This window comes from Sphingomonas folli, from assembly GCF_019429525.1.
Classification (GTDB): domain Bacteria; phylum Pseudomonadota; class Alphaproteobacteria; order Sphingomonadales; family Sphingomonadaceae; genus Sphingomonas; species Sphingomonas folii.
In genome coordinates, this window is the sequence record NZ_JAHXZL010000015.1 from 58,533 (window position 1) to 76,699 (window position 18,167).

The window sequence follows — 18,167 nt, forward strand, 5'->3', positions numbered from 1 at the left end:
GCTGATGGGGCCAATGAGCCGATACGGTCCGGTTCGGACGCCCCGCGGCGGCGGGGACACACTTCGCCCTTTCGCTCAGCCCGGACTTGACCCGGCATCCCCTCTTCCGCGAACGAGCCCCCCGCGGGCGCTCGGACGGCCGCCACGAGGGGGCGACAAGTGGCAGTCTACACGCAGGTATCCGCCGAGGCGCTCGCCGCCTTCCTCGCGCGCTACGACGCCGGCGCCCTGGTCTCGGCCAAGGGCATCGCCGAGGGCGTGGAGAATTCCAACTATCTCGTCGACACCACCGAGGCGCGCTTCATCCTCACGCTCTACGAGAAGCGTGTCGCCGCCGACGATCTCCCGTTCTTCCTCGCGCTGCTCGACCATCTCGCCGCCCGCGGCCTGCCGGTGCCGCCCGCCGTCGCCGACCGCGACGGCGTCGCGATCCAGCGGCTCGCTGAGCGGCCCGCCTGCCTGATCCGCTTCCTCCCCGGCGTGTCGGTGTCGCACCCCACGCCGGCGCAGGCGCGCGCCGCCGCGCGCGCGCTGGGCGAGATGCACGTCGCGCTCGCCGACTTCGCACCGACCCGCGCGAACTCGATGGGCGTGGCGACCTGGCGCCCGCTGCTCGACCGCTGCGGGCAGGACATGAACACGATCCAACCCGGCCTGTTCGACCGCGTCGCGCGCGCGCTCGACGGCATCGAGCGCGACTGGCCGCGCGACCTGCCGAGCGGCGCGATCCACGCCGACCTCTTCCCCGACAACGTGCTGATGCTCGGCGACGCGGTCACCGGCCTGATCGACTTCTACTTCGCCTGCACCGACCTCACCGCCTATGACCTGGCGGTGATGCACTCGGCCTGGGCCTTCGATGCCGCCGGCGCGCCGGCCGATCCGGCGGTGGGCGCGGCGCTGCTCGCGGGCTATGCCGAGGCCGCGCCGCTCGCCGCCGCCGAGCGCGCCGCGCTGCCGCTGCTCGCGCGCGGCGCCTGCGTCCGCTTTCTGCTGAGCCGCGCGTGGGACTGGCTGCACACGCCCGCCGACGCGCTGGTGACGCGCAAGGACCCGCTCGCCTACCTCCACCGCCTCGCCTGGTACGAGGCCCATCCGGACTGTTTTTCATGACCGAACTCACCCTCGTCGAGATGTTCACCGACGGCGCCTGCAAGGGCAATCCCGGCCCCGGCGGCTGGGGCGTGGTGATCCGCAGCGGCGCGCACGAGAAGGAGCTCTCCGGCGGCGACGCGGTCACCACCAACAACCGCATGGAGCTGACCGCCGCGATCGAGGGATTGAACGCGCTGACCCGCCCGTGCCGCGTCAAGCTGATGACCGACAGCCGCTACGTCATGGACGGGCTGACCAAATGGATCCACGGCTGGCGCAAGAACGGCTGGAAGACCGCCGACAAGAAGCCGGTGAAGAACGCCGAGCTGTGGCAGGCTTTGCTCGCCGCGGCCGAGCCGCACCGCGTCGAGTGGGAATGGGTCAAGGGCCACGCCGGCCACCCCGAGAACGAGCGCGCCGATCGGCTCGCCAGCGACGCCGCGGTGGCGGCGGGCCGCGCCGCGCGGGGGTGACGGCAGGCGGGGGTGACGGCGGGCGGAGGTGACGGCAGCAGGGCGAGGTCTCGACGGTCGCGTGTCCTCCGCTGGCAGGATCTCCTCCGCGCCATCGTCGCCCACCCCCGTCGCCAGGCGTCTTCCAGCGTGGGCGGGAGCACGCGATGGATCAGCGGAGGACGCCGGCGAGGGGCGGATGCGCCTGCCGCCGACACCGCCGGGCGCCGCACCGCCGCGCCCGCCCGACCGATTGCGGCTATCTTTTCGCGCGCCGCCGCCCTATCGCGTCCCGGCGACGTCGTATGCGACGGATCTCGGGCCGCTCCGCCCCATATCCCTTTCAAGCTAAACGAAGCCGGGCTGTCCCCTCGCGGCAGGCCCGTCACCTGGGATGAAGGACGCCCCCATGATCACCGGCACCGTCAAATTCTTCAACGCCGACAAGGGCTATGGCTTCATCGCGCCGGAGGACGGCAGCGGCGACGCGTTCGTCCACATCAGCGCGGTCGAGCGCGCCGGCCTGCGCACGCTCGATAAGGACCAGCGGCTCACCTACGAGCTGGAGACCGACCGGCGCGGCAAGACGTCGGCCGTCAACCTCCAGACGGCCTGAGCCGCGCATGGCGGTGGCCGAGGCGGCCCTCAGCACGCGTGACGTCGGCGCGGACGGCCCCTGGGGCGTGCTCGTCGACACCGCGGACCTTCCCGACGGGGGGCAACTCCATCTTCGCCGCCACGAACAGGATTACGAGATCCTGTTCGGCGACGAGCAGCTGATGGGCAGCTGGGCGGTCCGCTCGGAGGAGGCGCTCGCCACGCTGGCGCTGCGCCGGCTGGGCGCCGCGCCGCGCGTGCTGATCGGCGGGCTCGGCATGGGCTTCACGCTGGCGGCGGCGCGCGCCGCGCTGCCCGCCGACGCGACGATCGTGGTCGCGGAGCTCGTGCCCGAGGTGGTCGCCTGGGCGACCGGACCGCTGCGCCATATCCACGGCGAGTCGCTCGCGGACCACCGCGTGTCGCTCATCGTCGGCGACGTGCACGACGTCATCGCGGCGCAGGAGGCGCGCTTCGACGCGATCCTGCTCGACGTCGACAACGGCCCCGAGGGCCTGATCCATCTCGCCAACGAGCGGCTCTACTGCGGCTGGGGGCTGCGCGCCGCGCGCGCCGCGCTCCGGCCGGGCGGCACGCTGGCGGTGTGGTCGGCCTTCGCCGACGCCGACTTCACCGATCGGCTGCGGGCCGCCGGCTTCGCGGTCGACCTCGCCACCGTCGACCCCGACGGTCGCGGCGAGGCGCCGCCGCACACCATCTGGCTCGCCACGCGCTGACCGCGAGCGCGCGCGTCCGGCCGTTCGCCACCCGCCGCTGATCGCAAGCCGATTGACGCGCCGGTCGGAAGGCGCGAGCCGCGCCAGATCCTTGTGGCCCCCTGTTGGCAGCGCGCCGCTGACATCATCGAGAGAGCGTTGGTTGTGCGTCTAACATCGATCCTCGGGCTCCGCTCGCACGACATCGCGATCGACCTCGGCACCGTCAACACGCTGGTGCACGTCGCCGGGCGCGGCATCGTCATCGACGAGCCCTCGGTCGTGGCGGTGGAGGAGCGCGACGGCGTGACGCGCGTGCTCGCGGTCGGCGCCGACGCCAAGCTGATGATGGGCAAGACGCCCGAGCATATCCGCACGATCCGCCCGCTGCGCGACGGCGTGATCGCCGACCTCGACGTCGCCGAGCAGATGATCAAGCACTTCATCGACAAGGTGCACGGCGGGCAGAGCCGCTTCCAGCGCCGGCCGCGGATGGTGATCTCGATCCCGACCGGCTCGACCCAGGTCGAGCGCCGCGCGATCCGCCAGGCGGCGCTGAGCGCGGGCGCCTCCGAGGTGCGGCTGATCGAGGAGGCGCTCGCCGCCGCGCTCGGCGCCGGGCTGCCGATCACCGCGCCGACGGGGTCGATGGTCGTCGACATCGGCGGCGGCACCACCGAGGTGGCGGTGCTCTCGCTCAGCGGCCTGGCCTATAGCAGCTCGGTCCGAGTCGGCGGCGACAAGCTGGACGACGCGATCGCCTCGCACGTGCGCCGCCGCCACAATCTCATGATCGGCGAGGCGACCGCCGAGCGGATCAAGCTGACGATCGGCTCCGCCAGCCGCCCGTCCACCGAGGCCGACCGGGCGATGCGGGTGAAGGGGCGCGACCTCGTCAACGGCATCCCCAAGGAGATCAGCATCACCGAGGGCGAGATCGCCGACGCGCTCGCCGACCTGGTCGGCCAGATCGTCGAGGCGGTGCTGCGCACGCTCAGCCATATCAAGCCCGAGCTCGCCGCCGACGTGGTCGAGCAGGGCATCGTCATGACCGGCGGCGGCGCGATGCTGGCCCGGCTCGACGAGGTGCTCAGCGCCGCGACGGGGCTGCCGGTGGTGGTGGCCGACTCGCCGCTGCTGTGCGTCGCGGTCGGCGCGGGCCTCGCGCTCGAGGACCCGCTCCTGCGCGACGCGCTGTCGCAGGGATAAGGAGGGGTGACCCGGTCGGCGTTGGTCGTGACACTCGCTGTCGGCGACACCCCTCCGACGCGCTGCGCACACCTCCCCTCGCAGGGGAGGATGAAGTAGCATCAGGCGATCGAGACGCCGCCCCCCACGGCAACGCCAGGCGCCGCCCCGCCCTACCCGATCAGCAGCCGCGCGCCGAGCGCCGCCGCCAGCGCGGGGATCATCGTCACCGCGCCCACCTTGAGGAAGCGCCAGAAGCCGATGTCCTCGCCCTCGCGCCGGATCGCCTGCAGCCACAGGATCGTCGCCAGGCTGCCCGTGATCGAGAGGTTGGGGCCGAGGTCGACCCCGATCAGCAGCGCGTCCACCACCAGCCGCGGCGGGTGCGCCTGCGCCACCGCGGTGCTGGCAATCAGTCCGGCGGGCAGGTTGTTCATCAGGTTGGAGACGAACGCCAGCAGCGTCCCCGCCGCCGCCGCGCCGCGCACCGGCTCGGCCGCGGTGGTGCGCAGCGCCGCGGCGACCTGCGCGATCACGCCGGTGCGGTCGAGCGCCTCCACCAGCACGAACAGCCCCGCCACCAGCGGCAGCACGCTCCACGACACCTGGCGCGCCAGCCCCAGCGGCGACCGCCGCGCCAGCGCGCACACCAGCAGCGTCGTGACCACGCCGGCGACGCAGGTCGGCAGCCCCAGCGGCAGGTCACGCGCCGACATCACCAGCAGCAGCAGCGCGGTCGCCGCGATCCCGGCCAGCGCGGCACGCCCGCCGGCGGGGAGCGTCGTCGGCGCGACGTCGGTGGCGCAGCGGCCCGCCAGCCGCGCGCGCTCGGCCCAGCGCAGCGCGACGAAGGTCACGCCGATCGCCGCCACGGAGGGTAGCGCGAACGAGCCGAACCACTCGCCCAGCGGCGGCATCCGCCCGCCGTACAGCACCAGGTTGGCGGGGTTGGAGATCGGCAGCACGAAGCTGGCCGCGTTGGCGATCAGCGCGCAGGCGAACAGCAGCGGCAGCGGGTCCGCCCTCGCCTTGCGCGCCGCGGCATAGACCGCCGGGGTCAGCACCACCGCGGTGGCGTCGTTGGAGAGGAACGTGGTGGTGACGACGCCCGTGGCATAGACCAGCGCGAACAGCCGCCGCGGCGAGCCGCGCGCGTGCGCCGCCGCCGCCGCCGCGACCCAGTCGAACAGCCCCTGCTCGCGCGCGGTCTCGCTCAGCAGCATCATGCCGATCAGGAACAGATAGACGTCGCCGCCCTTCGCCACCGCGCCCAGCGCCGCCGGCCACGGCATCAGCCCGAGCAGCAGCAGCAGCGCCGCGCCCGCCACCGCCCAGATCGCCTCGGGCCAGCGGAACGGGCGCGCGATCACCGCGGCGGTGGCGGCGGCGCAGATCCCCCAGGTCGCTCCCGCGCCGAGGATCACCAGGGCCGACCGTTGGCGTTGGGGCCGAGCCGCGTGCCGAACAGGTGGCGCGACTCCCACGCCCCGATCGAGTGGATGGCGTTGCCCGGCGCCACCGGGCGACCGCGCTTGGGCGCGTCCTTCCGCTCGCGCACGAGCAGTTCGATCGTGTCCCGCGAGTCACCGCTCGCCACGGTGAGGCGGTGGAGCCCCGCGCGCGGCACCGTGATCGTCGCGCACCAGTTCGCGGCATGCGCGGCGTCCCGCTGCATCGGCCACGCCTCCCCGCCGAACGCTACCGTCGGCGCGGGCGCGCCCTGACCGAGCACGCGCGCGACCACCTCCACCTCGCCCGGCGCCGGGACATGGCAGGGATGATAGGGCCGCGTGATCAGCCGCACGTCGGCGGGGGAGAGGATCTGGACGTGCGGCCAGCCGGCGTCGAGCGGACGGAAGGTCCAGCTCGGCACGCCGCCGTGGACGCTCACCACCGAATAGCCCGGCGCGCCGCCCTCCTCCTCGATCTGCGCGCTCGACCGCGTCGCGCCGTAGACGGTGCGGCCGTCGTTGAGCAGTTCGTTGTAATGCGTGTGCCCGGTGTCGACGAAAGCGACGCCCGCGTCGGCGAACAGGGTCGCGAGCGCCTCGCCGCCGTCGGCATGGTCGGACGGGAAAGCGTGCATGAACACCAGCGGGGTGAGCGCCGCGTCGTCGTCGCTCTCCGCCAGCGCGCGCGCCAGCCGGTCGCGCTGGCCCGCGCCGAGGCGGAAGTCGGGCCCGCCGGCGCCCGCGCTGACCACGTCGAGGAACAGGCAGCGATGCCCGGCGATGACTCGGCTGAACGGGCGCCAGTCCGGCGGCGTGCCGGCGCGATAGGCCGCCAGCGTGCCGTCCTCGAAGTCATGGTCGCCGGGGATCGTCAGCACAGGCACGCGTGCCCCCGCGAGGGCGGCGCGGATCTCGGTATATTGCTCTGGCGTCGCATGGTTGGCGTTGTCGCCGGGCAGGAACAGGAAGTCGATGCCCTCGGGCACGTCGACCAGTCGCGCGACGACCTGTTCCAGCCGATCGATCCCCTGCCAACCGTCCGCGGCGTCGGCGTGGACGTCGCCGACATGGACCCAGGTGATGCTGCTGGTCACGCCGCCTGCCCCCCGCGCGCGCCGGCGCAGGCCGGGCGCAGCACCGCGGCGAAGCCGATCCACAGCGCCAGGCTGGCCAGCGCGAAACCGCCGAGCACGTAGAAGGCGACCCGGTAGCCCAGCGCCTGCGCCAGCCACCCGCCGATCGCGGGGCTGAGCGAGGCGCCGACGCCCTGCACCGTCATCACCGCGCCCTGGCCGACGTTGACCCGACCGGTACCGTCGAGCAGGCAGGCGACCAGCCCCGGCACCGCGACGCTCTGCAGGCCGGCCCCGATGCCGTCGAGCGCCTGGACCGGCCACACGCCCCAATGTTCGATGAAGGTGCCCGCCAGCGCGCCGCGCAGCGGCAGCGCGGCGAAGGAGATCAGCAGCACCAACCAATAGCCGCGCCCCGCCGCCATCCGCATCGCCAGCAGCGAGGTGATCACCATCACGCCCTGCGCCACCATCACGGTCGTGGCAGTGAACAGCGCCGGGTTGCCCTTGCCGGCGCCGACCACCGCCAGCCCGTACAGCGGCAGCATCGCGCCGTTGCCGAGGTGGAAGCAGGCGAGCGCGGCGGCGAGGATCAGCATCGGTCGGTTCTCGAGCAGCGCGCGGAAGCCCTGCGCGGCGCCGCCCGGTTCGTCGACACCGTCCTTCTTCTCCAGCCCGCGCGCGGCGTCATGGTCGATCGCGCGCTCGGGGATGCTCAGCACGCACAGGATCGCGAGCACGCCGAACGCGGCGGCGAGGTAGAAGATCGCGGGCATGCCGAACTTCCAGCCGAGCCAGCCCGACAGCCCCGCGCCGACCATGTTGCCGGCGTGGTTCCACGCCTGGTTGCGGCCGTTCTGCGCGTTGAAGCCGCGCTGGCGCACGATGCCGAGCGTCATGCCCGTCACCGCGGGCCCGATCGCCGCACCCGCGATCGCGGTGGCGACCTGGCTGACCGTCACCACCCAGGCCGACTGCGACAGCAGGATCAGGAACGAGGCCATCACCGTGCAGATGCCGGTGACGATCACGATCAGCCGCTTCTTCTCGCTGTGGTCGATCACCGCGCCCGCGGGCACCGTCATCACCATGCCGGCGACCCCGCCGACCGTCATCACCGTGCCGATCGGGCCCGCGGTCCAGCCGCGCTGTTGCAGGAACACGCCGAGGAACGGGCCGATACCGGCCTGCATGTCCGCCATGAAGAAGTTGAGTGCCTGGAGCGCGCGGGTGGCGCGCGTGCGGTCGGCGTCGCCGCCCGGGGTCGTCGAGGATATCGCGCCTGCTGCCGTCGCCATCGCCGCCTCCGGATCGCCCGGCACCTAACCCAGCAATCGTTTGAAATATCCGCATCGGCACTGATTTAAGTCAGCGTCGCGGAGGATCGCGTCACAACGCGCGGGTGAGCAGCCGCGCGCGCCCGACCACGACGAGCGCGCGCGCGGCGACCCGCTGCGTCGGCCAGTCGGGGTTGTCGCTTCGCACCGCGACGGTCGCGCCCTCGGGCACCAGCCGCTTGACCGCGAGCCCCTCGTCGCGGCGGATGACGTAGATCGCGCCGCCCGCCGGTGGCCGGCGGTCGGCGGTGTCGACCAGCAGCCGATCGCCGTCGCACAAGGTGGGCGCCATCGACTCGCCCGCCACCGTGATCAGCGAGGCGGCGGCGGGCGTGATCCCGGCGGCGCGAAGCAGCGCGCGCGGCACCGCCTCGGCGCGGAGCACGCGCTCTTCCGCGACATGGCCCTGGCCCGCCGCGGCGCGCACCGCCAGCCATGGCACCGCCACGTCGTCCTCGCGCGGCGCGGCGCCGAGTGCCGCCTCGTCGAGCGCGAGGAAGTCGGCGAGTAGCCGCCGCTCGCGCTCGGGCAGCCGCCGCGGCGAGCCGCGCAGCACGAACTGGCTGAGATAGGCCTGGTTGCGGCCGATCATCCGCGACAGCGCGGAGAGGGCCACGCCGCGCTCGGCGGCGGCACGCGTGAGCGCCTGCTGCGGGGTCTCGACCATGCACGACCCTAGACTGAGGATTTTTCCTCGACAAGTTGGAAAAGTGAGAACAGATGAAGAACAGGTGAGTCGAGGGAGAGTATCGATGAGTCTGTTGATGGAGATCGAGCGCTATCTGCGCCGGACCGGGATCGCGGCGACGACCTTCGGGCGGCGCGCGATCAACGACCCGCGGCTGGTCGGCGACCTGCGCCGCGGGCGCGTACCGGGCGAGCGGACGCGGCGGCGGATCGAGGCGGTGCTGCGCGCGGGTGTGCGATGAGCGCGCGGCGGCTGCAGCGCGCGCTGGCGCGCTCCGCGGCGCGCGCGGGCGCGTCGGTGGCGATCGAGCGCCACCGCGCGGTGGCGTGGCACAGCGCCACCTTCGCGGGCGACCGGCACGAGCTGGTGCTGGAGGGGCGCAGTGACCCACGGCTCGACGCCTGGCTCGACGCGCTCGACGCCGACTCGGTCGCGCTGCCGGGGCACGTGCTGGCGGACCTGCGCGTGGTGGCGCGCGACAGCGACGCGCGGGCGACGCGCGCGCGGCTGGAAGGAGTGACGGTGGTGACGGGGTGACGCGCCCCGCCCGCGCGGAGGTGATGGCACCGCGCCGACGGCGCCGTCACCTTCCGGTCGTCGTTCCGGTCACCGTCCGGCGCCGGATCGGCTCTGCCCCTTATGGCCGCTCATAGGCCTTGGGCAGCGCGCCCTCGGTCGGCGTCAGGTAGCGGTCGCGCAGCTCGGTCTGGCGCGAGCGCATCGGCTGCGCGCGACCGTCGACCCAGGTCGCCACCGGCACCGACGACAGCTCGAGCGGGTCGCCGTCCCACAGCACGACGTCGGCGCGGCGGCCCGGTCGCAGCGAGCCGATCTCGCCGCCCAGCCCGATCGCCTCGGCCGGCCCGCTGGTGATCGAGGCCCAGGCCTGGCCCCAGTCGAGCCCGGTCGCGCCCGGCACGCGCGTGATCGCCACCAGGTTGCCCGCGAACTGGCGCAGCACATGGTCGCCGCCCGACGCCCCGGTCGAGGCCAGCGCCACCTGCACCCCCGCCGCGCGCATCCGCCCGACGTTCGACTCGGTCGCGGCCAGGCTCTCGAAGCTGGCGGGCAGGTCGGCGAGCGCGTGCGCGATCACCGGCACGCGCGCCGCGGCGATCTCGCGCGCCACCAGCCAGCCCTCGGCGACGCCGACCAATACCAGCTTCACCTTGGGATAATCGCGCGTCATCCCGAGCACCTGGCGGATATCCGCGGCGCGCTCGACATGGACCAGCAGCGGCAGCTGCCCGTCGAGCACGCGCCCCAGCGTCTCGGCATCGGCGCGGGTCACCAGCGAGTCGCGCGAGCGCCCGTCGAACGCCTTGGGATCGCGGCGATAGTCCTGCGCCTGCCGGAAGGCGTCGCGCAGCAGCGCCCAGGCCGCGGGGCGGCTGCCGCCGGCGAGCTTGCCGCCGTCCTCGCCGAGCTCGACATATTCGAACGCGCGCGCGCGGGTCAGCGCGTCGGGGTCGCTGCCGAGGTCGATCACCGCGCCCTGCCCCGCGAAGATCGACCCGCCCGCCGCGGGCGCGACGATCGCGCGCGTCACGCCGCCGAGCCGCTCGTTGGCGATCTTCACCCCCGCCGGGTTGATCGCGACCGACACGTCGATCGAGGCCTTGTACGGCGAGCCGCGCGCGCCCGCGTCGTTGCTCTCGGACACGCCGTCGGCGTCGACCAGCGACAGATCGGTCATCGCCGAGACCACGCCCGGCGTCACCCATCTGCCCGTCGCGTCGACCACCTCGGCGCCCGCCGGCACCGCGACCCCGGCGCCCGCGGCGACGACCCGGCCGTTCGCGATCACCAAGGTGCCGCGCTCGATGGGCGCCGAGCCGTCGCCGATCGCGACGGTGCCGCCGGTGATCGCGATCGTCTGCGAAGCGGCGGGCGGCGCCAGCAGGCCGGCGAGGAGCGCGAGGGAGACGGAGGGGGAGAGGAGCAGCGCGCGCGTCACTTGACGTCTCCCGAACCGGGCTGGCCGAGCTCGAAGTCGCTCACCGGGCGGCGCTTCGGGTCGCTCGAATCATAGAGCAGCGCGCCGTCGACCCAGACCTTCTCCGGCCGGGTGTAGACGCTGAAGGGATTGCCGTTCCACAGCACCGCGTCGCCCATCTTGCCGGGGCGCAGGCTGCCGGTCTGCTGATCGATGCCGAGCGCCTTGGCCGGCCCGAGCGAGAGCCACTTCCACGCCGCCTCGTCGCTCACCTGGATCCCGGCGTGGCGCGCGGAAGAGAGCACCTTGGCGACCTCCTGGTTGAGCCGCTGGATGCCGTTCTCGTCGTCCGAGTGGATCATCGCGCACGCGCCCGACTTGTCGAGGATCGCGAGATTCTCGCCGATCCCGTCGTAGCTCTCCATCTTGAAGCCGTACCAATCGGCCCAGACCGCGGCGCAGGTGCCGCTGGCCTTGAGCAGGTCGGCGATCTTGTACGCCTCGACCGCGTGGTGGAAGGCGGTGACGTGATAGCCGAACTCCTTGGCCATATCGAGCACGATGGCCATCTCGTCGGCGCGGTAGCAGTGGTTCTGCACCAGGATCTCGCCCGCGAGCACGCCGCGCAGCGTGTCCATCGCGATGTCGCGGTCGGGCGGGTCGCCGCCCTCCTTCTCGTACTTGTCCCACTTGCGCTTGTACGCCACCGCCTTGGCCCAGGTCTGGCGGTCGACCGCGACGTTGCCCATCCGCGTCGACGGCTCGCGGTTCTTGCTGCCGTAGACCCGCTTGGGATTCTCGCCGCACGCCATCTTCAGGCCGTAGGGCGCGCCGGGGAACTTCATCGCCTGCATGGTGCGGGCGTAGACGTTCTTGAGCACCACGCTGCGCCCGCCCATCAGGTTGGCCGAGCCGGGCAGGATCTGCAGCGTCGTGACGCCGCCGTTGGCGAGCGCGCGGCCGAAGCCGGGGTCCTGCGGCCACACGCTGTGCTCGGCCCAGACGTCGGCGGTGATCGGCGCGGTCGCCTCGTTGCCGTCGGACAGGGCCTGCACCTGCGGGCTGGGATAGTCGCCGAGGTGACTGTGGATGTCGACGATGCCGGGCGTGATATACTTGCCGGTCCCGTCGATCACGGTCGCGCCCGCGGGCGCGTCGAGCGACTGGCCCACCGCGACCACCTTGCCGTCGCCGAGCAGCACCGCACCGCGATCGATCCGGCCGCCCTCGCCGTCGAACACGGTGACGTTGCGGACGAGCGTCGGCACGCCGGGATAAGCGTGATAGGTCGAGGGGTAAGGATCGCGCGCGTATTTGACCGGCGGCGCCTTGGCCGCGGCGCTCCTGGGGCGATCCTTCCCGTCACTCGCGCAGGCGGCGAGCGGCAGCGCGATCGCGACCGCGCCCCACAGCGCGCCGCGCCCTCGACCGAGCTTCATGCGTTAACCCCTTTTGTTATGCTCTACCCTCTCCGGGATCATGGAACGGGGGGAGCGCGGCGGTCAAGCTCCGTGCGAATATGGGACGGCGGGACGCGACATCTGCCATGGCAAGACTTCAACTGTCTCTTCTACCGAACTCATGTTAGAACTATTGACATGGGCGCGTTGACGGCCTCTCTGCCGCTGTATAGACGCCACATCATCATTTCGAGGAGTGTTACGATGAACGACGAGACCGCCAGCACCAATGTGGTCGAGCTCGCGACCGAACTGACGATCGCCTGGCTGTCCAATCCCAACACGCGCGCCTCGGGCGAGGACGTCCCGGCGTTTCTGCGCACGATGCACGACGCGGTGTCGAACCTGTCGTCGAGCACTTCGGTGGCCGCGTCGGAGGAACCGGCGAGCGACTATACCCCCGCGGTGTCGGTGCGTAAGTCGCTGGCGTCGAAGGATCATCTGATCTCGCTGATCGACGGCAAGCCGTACAAGACGCTGCGCCGCCATCTCGCCGGCCACGGCCTGACGCCCGACGACTATCGCCAGCGCTTCGGCCTGAAGTCGGACTATCCGATGGTCGCCGAGAATTACTCGCAGGCGCGCCGCGACATGGCGAAGAAGATCGGCCTCGGCCGCAAGCCCGGCGCGCGCCGCGCCGCCGAGGAAGAGGCGACGCCGGCCCCCGCGCCGCGCGGCCGCCGCAAGTCGGCCCCGGCCGAGGCCTGAGCCCGGCCCGATCCGGCGGGGTCGACGGCGTGACCGACGCCCCCGCCACCGGGCTGGTCGAGCGCGCGCGCGGCGCGCTCGGTGACCGGCTGCGCGCGCTGGTGGCGAGCGAGCGGCTCGACCTGGCGCGCCCCCCCGGCGATCCCGGGCTGATCGCGCGCGACTCGCCCGCCTGGGCGGTGCACGCCGATTTCGCCGCCATGATGATCGGCGGCATCTCCGCCCTGCTGCTCCAGATGCTTCACCCGCGCGCGCTCGCCGGCGTCTGGGACCATAGCGGCTTCCGCGACGACCGGCTCGGCCGGCTGCGCCGCACCGCGAGCTTCATCGCGGTCACCACCTTCGGCGCGAGCGACACCGCCGCGCGCGCGATCGCGCAGGTGCGCCGCGTCCACGAGCATGTCACCGGCACGCTGCCCGACGGCACGCCCTATCGCGCCGACGACCCGGCGCTGCTCACCTGGATCCACGTCGCCGAGGTGGACAGCTTCCTGCGCGCCTATCTGCGCTATCGCGACCCCTCGCTAAGCGCCGCCGCGCAGGACCGCTACCTCGCCGACACCGCGGTGGTGGCGGAGAAGCTCGGTGCGACCGAGGTGCCGCGCTCGCGCGCCGCGGTGGCGGACTATTACGCGCGCGTGCTGCCCGCGCTGCGCGCCGACCATCGCACGCGCGAGGTGGCCGCGGCGCTGCTCGCGCCGGGCGACGACGCGGCGGGCGCGGCGGCGCTAGCGCTGGCGGGGGCGGCGGCGGTGGACCTGCTCCCGGGCTGGGCGGCGGCGCTGCACGGCCGCCTGCCGAGCGCCGCCGCGCGCCCCGCGATCCGCGCCGGCGCCGACGGCATGAGCCGCGTGCTGCGCTGGGCGCTGAAGACGCGGTGAGGGCCTCGGTCCTGCGAGGGACGAGCGGGCGACGCGGCGTGAGTCGCGACGGCGGGGCCCAGTCGCCTCACCATGTCACGTCGACGCTCAGCGTGAGGCGGCGACCGAAGTCGTCGACGATCCCGCTGCCGAAGGCGTACGACTGCGCCATCGTCCCCGCCGTCATTTTGTCGAAGACGTTGCGGACGTTGAACGTCACGCCGAAGCGCCGCTGCTCACCGAAGCTGTAGCCGATCGAGGCATCGTGCAGGCTGTAGGCCGGCACGCGGATGAAGTCGCGCACCTCGTTCCGCGCGTCGGTGCCCGCGACCGGCGCGCCGCTCGAGAAATAGCGCGTCCCCTCGTACCAGTTCCACACCCATTGCGCGAAGAAGCCGCCGCGCTCGACGGACGGACGCAGCTGCGTCCGCCACTTGCTGACGCCGATGCTGCCCGCGCTCTCCTGCGCCAGCGCGAGATCGTTGTCGGGCGCGGAGAGATAGTGGAACAGCCGGTAGACGTTGCCGTACAGGGCGAGGGCCCCTTCCCCCAGCGGCACGCGATAGTCGAGCGTGGCGTTCGCGGCCTCGACCTGCAGCTTGCCGAGGTTGATGAAGCCGGTGGTGAAGCCGTTGTCGACCTCGAAGGCGCGCTCCCTGCCAGCCGGGATCCGCCTGAAGAAGTCGCAGGTGTTCGCCCCGATCTCGCGGCGGTTGTTCGGATAGCCCGGGCTGTCGAGGCAGAGCTGCATCGCCGTGTCGATGTCGCCCGGCGCGATCTGATCGACCAAGCGGACGCGCAGATAGTCGACGCCCAGCCGCAGCCGTGGCAGCACCGCCGGCGTCAGGATCGCTCCCACCGTCCAGCTGCGGCCGCGTTCGGGGCGGAGCCCGGGCGTGCCGTCGTACACGCCGGTGATGGTCGCGCCGGAGGGGACGTAATCGTTGAGGAAGCGGTCCGCGCCGGCGGTGTCGCTGGCCAGGCCGGCGTCGATGACCGCCTTGCGGCAGTTGGCGAGCCGCAGCGCGGGACGCGTGCCCTGCCCGATCTGGTTCGAGGCGCAGGGATCGGTCGGGGTAGTGAAGGCCGACTGACCCCCGAGGAACAGCTCGCTGATATTGGGCTGGCGGATCGATCGCGTGATGTTGCCGCGGAACAGCAGGCCGTCGAACGGCGTCCACGTCCCCGCCAACGACCAGACCCGGTTCCACTTGCCCTGCTGGTGCTGCACCAGCGTGCCGCCGTCGAGCAGGCTGACGTCGGGCGCGGCACCGCTCTGGCGGACGAAGCGGATCCCGGGATTGAGCGTCAGACCGCGCAACAGCGGTGCGCCGACATCCTGGCCCAGCAGCGGGACGCTGGTCTCGCCGCCGAACTCGACCGACTGGATATGTCCCTCCGTCGGCGCCAGCGGCGCCCATCGCAGCGCCCCGTCGTGCGAACGCCGGTCGGTACGATAGTCGAGCCCCTCGCGGCGATATTCGCCGAACAGCGCGTAGCGCAGCGCGCCGCCGGGCAGGTCGGCCACTGCCCCCGACAGCGTGGCCTGGCCAAAGACCATCTCCGAGCGATTGTGCATCGTCATCGGCGCGGCGACATAGCCGCGTGCCGCGGCCGACATCCGGCCATAGCCGAAGAGATCGAGCGGCTGGCACGCGGCCACCTGCGCGGCGGTGGCGACGCGCCGCAGCCGTCGCTCGACGTAGCGGCCGTCCGCGCCTTTCTCGCGCACGATCTCCTCGCCGACCACGCCGCGCGGCGTCCGCCCGACCGCGTCCGCCCCGGCGGTCTGCGCGCGGCAGACGATCCTGCCACTGGCGTCGCGCACCGCGTCGGCGGCGAGCGCATATTCCACGTCGAGCAGGCTGTACTGCCGCACCGTCAGATCGTCGCGGCCGTAGCTCAGCGAGGCATCATAATGTGTCGTCCTACCGAAGGCGGGGAAGGTACCGCGCGCGCCGATGACGGTGCGATAGACGTCGCTGACCGACGTGACCGGACTGTCACCCACCAGATCCTGGTTGCGCCGCGACAGCAGGAACCGGTCGGTCACCCCCGCGGCGCGGAGCTGGTCGCGCGCCTGGTCGCTGAGGAACGGGTTGGCGAGCTGCATCGTCAGCACGGTATATTCGGCGGTGGAGGCCGCGATGCTGTTGACGTTGGCCCCGTTGCGCGGCGCGATCGAGCGCAGGTGCGCATATTGGTTCTCGGTATAGAGCGTCAGTCCCGTGCCCACGTCATAATGGCCCAGCAGCGTGGCGAGGGCGCGATCCTGCTGGACGTGGAGCGTGACGTATCTCGACGTGTCGCCGAGCGCGACCGCGTCGCCGCCGATCGCGCCGCCGGTGGTGCTCGGCGTCACCGCCGCGTCGCTGATCACCGCCGGCAGGATCGGCGAGAGGCCGCCGGCGGCGTCGAAGCGTAGCGGGACCGCCACCCGGGGCAGTGCCCCGCGCGTCGCCGCGTCCGTGTTCGTCTTCGTCAGGAAGCCGCGCGTGAACGTCCCGAGGAAGGCGTTGATGTCGGCGCCGGGATGCTGCGCGAGATACTCGCGCGGCGTCGGCAGATGGGCCTGGAGCAGGTTGAGCGCGAGCGAGTCGCGCTGCGCCGCGCTGCCGCCCGCCCCGGCCAGCGCGGGAGCGAAGCGCGCGATCACCGCCGCGTCGAAGGCGTCGCGCGCCGTCGCGCCGGCATCGCTCGCGCGCGTGCCCGGCAGCGACGCCGGGGCGAAGGCGCAGAAGCCGCTGAGATCGGTCACGCGACAGCCGCTGCCGATGCCGACCGGACGGCCGGGGACGATGTTCAGGTTGCCCGCGATCGACCACAGGGCCTGCGGGCGATAATGCGGCGACACGTCGAGATCGTTCGGATCGGTGGTGGTAGGCCCCTGATAGGCGGCGGGGAGATAGTCGCCGAGATAGCCTGGCGCGGCGAAGCTGAACACCGCGCCGGGGAAGGACTCGAGCAGCGACCCGCCGAGATAGCCCGCGCCCGCGATGTTGTTGGGCACGCCGTCGGCGTTGGCCGCGAAGAACGCGCTCCCGCCGCCGCCATCGAGCGAGGGCTGGTACGCCGTGTCGCGCCTGCCCCCGTTGCGGAACGAGGTCGGCGCGAAATAGCCCGCGCGACGGCCGGCGCGGCGGTCGCCGGTGAGCGCGTCGTCGTGATCATATTCCACTGCCAGCGTGACGTTGCCGCGGCCGCCGGCGAGATCGCGCCCCGCCACGAGGCTGAGCCGCTGGCGCGCACCGTCGCCGCGCGCGGTCAACCCGCTCAGCGCACCGGCGCTGATGCTCTGGAAATGGTCCTTGAGCACGATGTTGACCACGCCGGCGACCGCGTCCGAGCCGTAAGCGACCGCGCCGCCGACGGTGACCACGTCGGTGCGCTCGATCAGCGCGGCGGGCAGCGCGCCGAGATCGACCTGCGAGCCGGTGATATTGCCGGCGACGAACAGCGTCGCGGCGTTGCCCGAGACGTAGCGGCGGCCGTTGAGCAGCGTCAGCGTGCGGTTCGAGCCGAGCCCGAGCAGGTCGACGTACGACTGGCCGAGGCTCGAGGGCTGGCCACCGTTGGTGCCATAAGGCGAGGCACCGGCCTCGATCAGCGGCACGTCGGTGAGCGCGTCGAGCACGTTGGTGAAGGCGCGGCGCTGGATCTGCTCGCCGCTGACCTGCGCGCCCGGGATCACGCCCTCATAGGCGGGCCGGACGATGCGCGAGCCGGTGACCACCACGTCCCTGGCGGGCTCGTCCACCGCGGGCGTGTCGGGCGCGGCCTGCGCCCGCGCGATCGCCGGTACCATCGCGCCGCCCACCAGCGCGGTCGCGGCCAGTAACGTCACTCTCCTCATGCCTCGCCCCCTCGTGCGGCCGCCATCGGCCGGAGAGCGAGACTGCGACGTGCAATAAAAACGCCGCAACTCTGTTACCCGGAAGCAACAGAATCACGGCGTTAGACTTCTCAGTAACTTACCGGCAGGGCGCCGGTAGGCTCACCGCATTGGGTGACACATTGCGGTGATCACGCGCTCGCGCTCACCACGACGGGTCACCCCCGCCCCGCTCAGCCCACCACGACGGTGACCGCGCGGCGGTTCTGCGCCCAGCTCTCCTCGTCCGAGCCGAGCGCGACCGGGCGCTCCTTGCCGTAGCTGATCGTGGTGATCCGCCCCGGCGCGATGCCGCGCGCGACGAGATAGTTCTTCGCCGCGTTGGCGCGGCGGTCGCCCAGCGCGAGATTATACTCGCGCGTGCCGCGCTCGTCGGCATGGCCCTCCACCGTGATGCGCACGTTGGGATAACGCGTCAGCCACGCCGCCTGGCTGTCGAGGATGCCGCGCGCGGTGCCGTCGATGTCATACATGTCGAGCCCGAACAGCACCGTGTCGCTCTGCGCCGAGCGCTTGAAATCGGCCGCCGAGCCCGGCGTGATCCCGCCGTTGGGATCGGTCGCGCCGGTCGACGGCGGCGCCTCGGGCGCGCCGCCGGGCGCGGGCGGCAGCACGTCGGGGCGCTTCTTCGAGCAGGCCGCGGTGGCGACCAGCGCGGTCGCCATCAACAGGGTGGTCGTCAGTCGTGCCATCGCATGTTCTCCCGTGTTCGCC

At 72.6% G+C, this 18,167-nt stretch carries 17 protein-coding genes; 9 read left to right on the forward strand and 8 right to left on the reverse strand.

Annotated features, from left to right (window positions below; all coding sequences use genetic code 11):
- The first annotated feature begins 159 nt into the window (after positions 1 to 159).
- The 5 genes from thrB (at position 160) to KZ813_RS19410 (ending at position 4,069) form a co-directional block, all read left to right on the forward strand.
- Complete coding sequence (gene thrB, locus KZ813_RS19390; RefSeq protein ID WP_219756639.1) at positions 160 to 1,113, forward strand: homoserine kinase; 954 nt, start codon at positions 160 to 162, stop codon at positions 1,111 to 1,113.
- Entirely contained in the window at positions 1,110 to 1,568 is a 459-nt protein-coding gene (gene rnhA / locus KZ813_RS19395) for a ribonuclease HI (RefSeq protein ID WP_219756640.1), read from the forward strand. Before thrB ends, rnhA begins: the two co-directional genes overlap by 4 nt.
- Before the next feature lie 388 nt (positions 1,569 to 1,956).
- Positions 1,957 to 2,163: a cold-shock protein gene (locus KZ813_RS19400; protein ID WP_219756641.1), complete on the forward strand. Its 207-nt coding sequence runs from the start codon at positions 1,957 to 1,959 to the stop codon at positions 2,161 to 2,163.
- A gap of 7 nt (positions 2,164 to 2,170) precedes the next feature.
- A complete protein-coding gene (locus tag KZ813_RS19405) occupies positions 2,171 to 2,881 on the forward strand; it encodes a spermidine synthase family protein (protein ID WP_258046966.1) in 711 nt (236 codons plus the stop codon).
- Between the two features lie 144 nt (positions 2,882 to 3,025).
- On the forward strand, positions 3,026 to 4,069 hold the full coding sequence (locus KZ813_RS19410) for a rod shape-determining protein (RefSeq protein WP_308461940.1): 1,044 nt from the start codon (positions 3,026 to 3,028) through the stop codon (positions 4,067 to 4,069).
- Between the two features lie 152 nt (positions 4,070 to 4,221).
- Here KZ813_RS19410 and KZ813_RS19415 read toward each other — a convergent pair whose 3' ends face one another.
- The 4 genes from KZ813_RS19415 to KZ813_RS19430 form a co-directional block, all read right to left on the reverse strand.
- The gene (locus KZ813_RS19415; protein WP_219756642.1) at positions 4,222 to 5,472 is read right to left on the reverse strand and encodes an arsenic transporter; all 1,251 of its coding nucleotides are present in this window, start codon (positions 5,470 to 5,472) and stop codon (positions 4,222 to 4,224) included.
- A complete protein-coding gene (locus KZ813_RS19420) occupies positions 5,469 to 6,593 on the reverse strand; it encodes a metallophosphoesterase family protein (RefSeq protein ID WP_219756643.1) in 1,125 nt (374 codons plus the stop codon). The genes KZ813_RS19415 and KZ813_RS19420 overlap by 4 nt, the downstream gene beginning before the upstream one ends.
- On the reverse strand, positions 6,590 to 7,870 hold the full coding sequence (locus KZ813_RS19425) for an MFS transporter (protein WP_219756644.1): 1,281 nt from the start codon (positions 7,868 to 7,870) through the stop codon (positions 6,590 to 6,592). Before KZ813_RS19425 ends, KZ813_RS19420 begins: the two co-directional genes overlap by 4 nt.
- Positions 7,871 to 7,961: 91 nt before the next feature.
- On the reverse strand, positions 7,962 to 8,576 hold the full coding sequence (locus KZ813_RS19430) for a S24 family peptidase (RefSeq protein ID WP_219756645.1): 615 nt from the start codon (positions 8,574 to 8,576) through the stop codon (positions 7,962 to 7,964).
- Positions 8,577 to 8,661: 85 nt separating this feature from the next.
- Here KZ813_RS19430 and KZ813_RS19435 point away from each other — a divergent pair, with 85 nt between their 5' ends.
- Both KZ813_RS19435 and KZ813_RS19440 read left to right on the forward strand, forming a co-directional pair.
- Positions 8,662 to 8,838 (forward strand): hypothetical protein, encoded by a 177-nt coding sequence (locus tag KZ813_RS19435; protein WP_219756646.1) that lies wholly within the window; start codon positions 8,662 to 8,664, stop codon positions 8,836 to 8,838.
- Positions 8,835 to 9,134, forward strand: coding sequence for a hypothetical protein (locus KZ813_RS19440; RefSeq protein ID WP_219756647.1), 300 nt, complete (start codon positions 8,835 to 8,837; stop codon positions 9,132 to 9,134). Before KZ813_RS19435 ends, KZ813_RS19440 begins: the two co-directional genes overlap by 4 nt.
- A 100-nt stretch (positions 9,135 to 9,234) precedes the next feature.
- Here KZ813_RS19440 and KZ813_RS19445 read toward each other — a convergent pair whose 3' ends face one another.
- Both KZ813_RS19445 and KZ813_RS19450 read right to left on the reverse strand, forming a co-directional pair.
- Complete coding sequence (locus tag KZ813_RS19445; protein ID WP_308461941.1) at positions 9,235 to 10,554, reverse strand: amidohydrolase family protein; 1,320 nt, start codon at positions 10,552 to 10,554, stop codon at positions 9,235 to 9,237.
- Positions 10,551 to 11,972, reverse strand: a complete 1,422-nt coding sequence (locus tag KZ813_RS19450) for an amidohydrolase (RefSeq protein ID WP_219756648.1) — start codon at positions 11,970 to 11,972, stop codon at positions 10,551 to 10,553. Before KZ813_RS19450 ends, KZ813_RS19445 begins: the two co-directional genes overlap by 4 nt.
- 225 nt (positions 11,973 to 12,197) lie before the next feature.
- Between KZ813_RS19450 and KZ813_RS19455 the strand changes: the two genes are divergently transcribed.
- Together KZ813_RS19455 and KZ813_RS19460 are read left to right on the forward strand one after the other, a co-directional pair.
- A complete protein-coding gene (locus tag KZ813_RS19455; RefSeq protein WP_219756649.1) occupies positions 12,198 to 12,701 on the forward strand; it encodes a Ros/MucR family transcriptional regulator in 504 nt (167 codons plus the stop codon).
- A 29-nt stretch (positions 12,702 to 12,730) separates the two neighbouring features.
- A complete protein-coding gene (locus KZ813_RS19460; protein ID WP_308461942.1) occupies positions 12,731 to 13,582 on the forward strand; it encodes an oxygenase MpaB family protein in 852 nt (283 codons plus the stop codon).
- Between the two features lie 67 nt (positions 13,583 to 13,649).
- Here KZ813_RS19460 and KZ813_RS19465 read toward each other — a convergent pair whose 3' ends face one another.
- Both KZ813_RS19465 and pal read right to left on the reverse strand, forming a co-directional pair.
- A complete protein-coding gene (locus tag KZ813_RS19465) occupies positions 13,650 to 17,414 on the reverse strand; it encodes a TonB-dependent receptor domain-containing protein (RefSeq protein WP_219756650.1) in 3,765 nt (1,254 codons plus the stop codon).
- Positions 17,415 to 17,626: 212 nt separating this feature from the next.
- On the reverse strand, positions 17,627 to 18,145 hold the full coding sequence (gene pal, locus KZ813_RS19470) for a peptidoglycan-associated lipoprotein Pal (protein ID WP_219756651.1): 519 nt from the start codon (positions 18,143 to 18,145) through the stop codon (positions 17,627 to 17,629).
- Between the last annotated feature and the right edge of the window lie 22 nt (positions 18,146 to 18,167).

What these genes read in the sequence shown, in the direction of transcription:
- rnhA (WP_219756640.1), top strand. Translation starts at nt 1,110, where the DNA reads ATGACCGAACTCACCCTCGTCGAGATGTTCACCGACGGCGCCTGCAAG.
- KZ813_RS19400 (WP_219756641.1), top strand. Translation starts at nt 1,957, where the DNA reads ATGATCACCGGCACCGTCAAATTCTTCAACGCCGACAAGGGCTATGGC.
- KZ813_RS19405 (WP_258046966.1), top strand. Translation starts at nt 2,171, where the DNA reads ATGGCGGTGGCCGAGGCGGCCCTCAGCACGCGTGACGTCGGCGCGGAC.
- KZ813_RS19425 (WP_219756644.1), bottom strand. Translation starts at nt 7,870, where the DNA reads ATGGCGACGGCAGCAGGCGCGATATCCTCGACGACCCCGGGCGGCGAC.
- KZ813_RS19430 (WP_219756645.1), bottom strand. Translation starts at nt 8,576, where the DNA reads ATGGTCGAGACCCCGCAGCAGGCGCTCACGCGTGCCGCCGCCGAGCGC.
- KZ813_RS19435 (WP_219756646.1), top strand. Translation starts at nt 8,662, where the DNA reads ATGAGTCTGTTGATGGAGATCGAGCGCTATCTGCGCCGGACCGGGATC.
- KZ813_RS19440 (WP_219756647.1), top strand. Translation starts at nt 8,835, where the DNA reads ATGAGCGCGCGGCGGCTGCAGCGCGCGCTGGCGCGCTCCGCGGCGCGC.
- KZ813_RS19450 (WP_219756648.1), bottom strand. Translation starts at nt 11,972, where the DNA reads ATGAAGCTCGGTCGAGGGCGCGGCGCGCTGTGGGGCGCGGTCGCGATC.
- KZ813_RS19455 (WP_219756649.1), top strand. Translation starts at nt 12,198, where the DNA reads ATGAACGACGAGACCGCCAGCACCAATGTGGTCGAGCTCGCGACCGAA.
- KZ813_RS19465 (WP_219756650.1), bottom strand. Translation starts at nt 17,414, where the DNA reads ATGAGGAGAGTGACGTTACTGGCCGCGACCGCGCTGGTGGGCGGCGCG.
- pal (WP_219756651.1), bottom strand. Translation starts at nt 18,145, where the DNA reads ATGGCACGACTGACGACCACCCTGTTGATGGCGACCGCGCTGGTCGCC.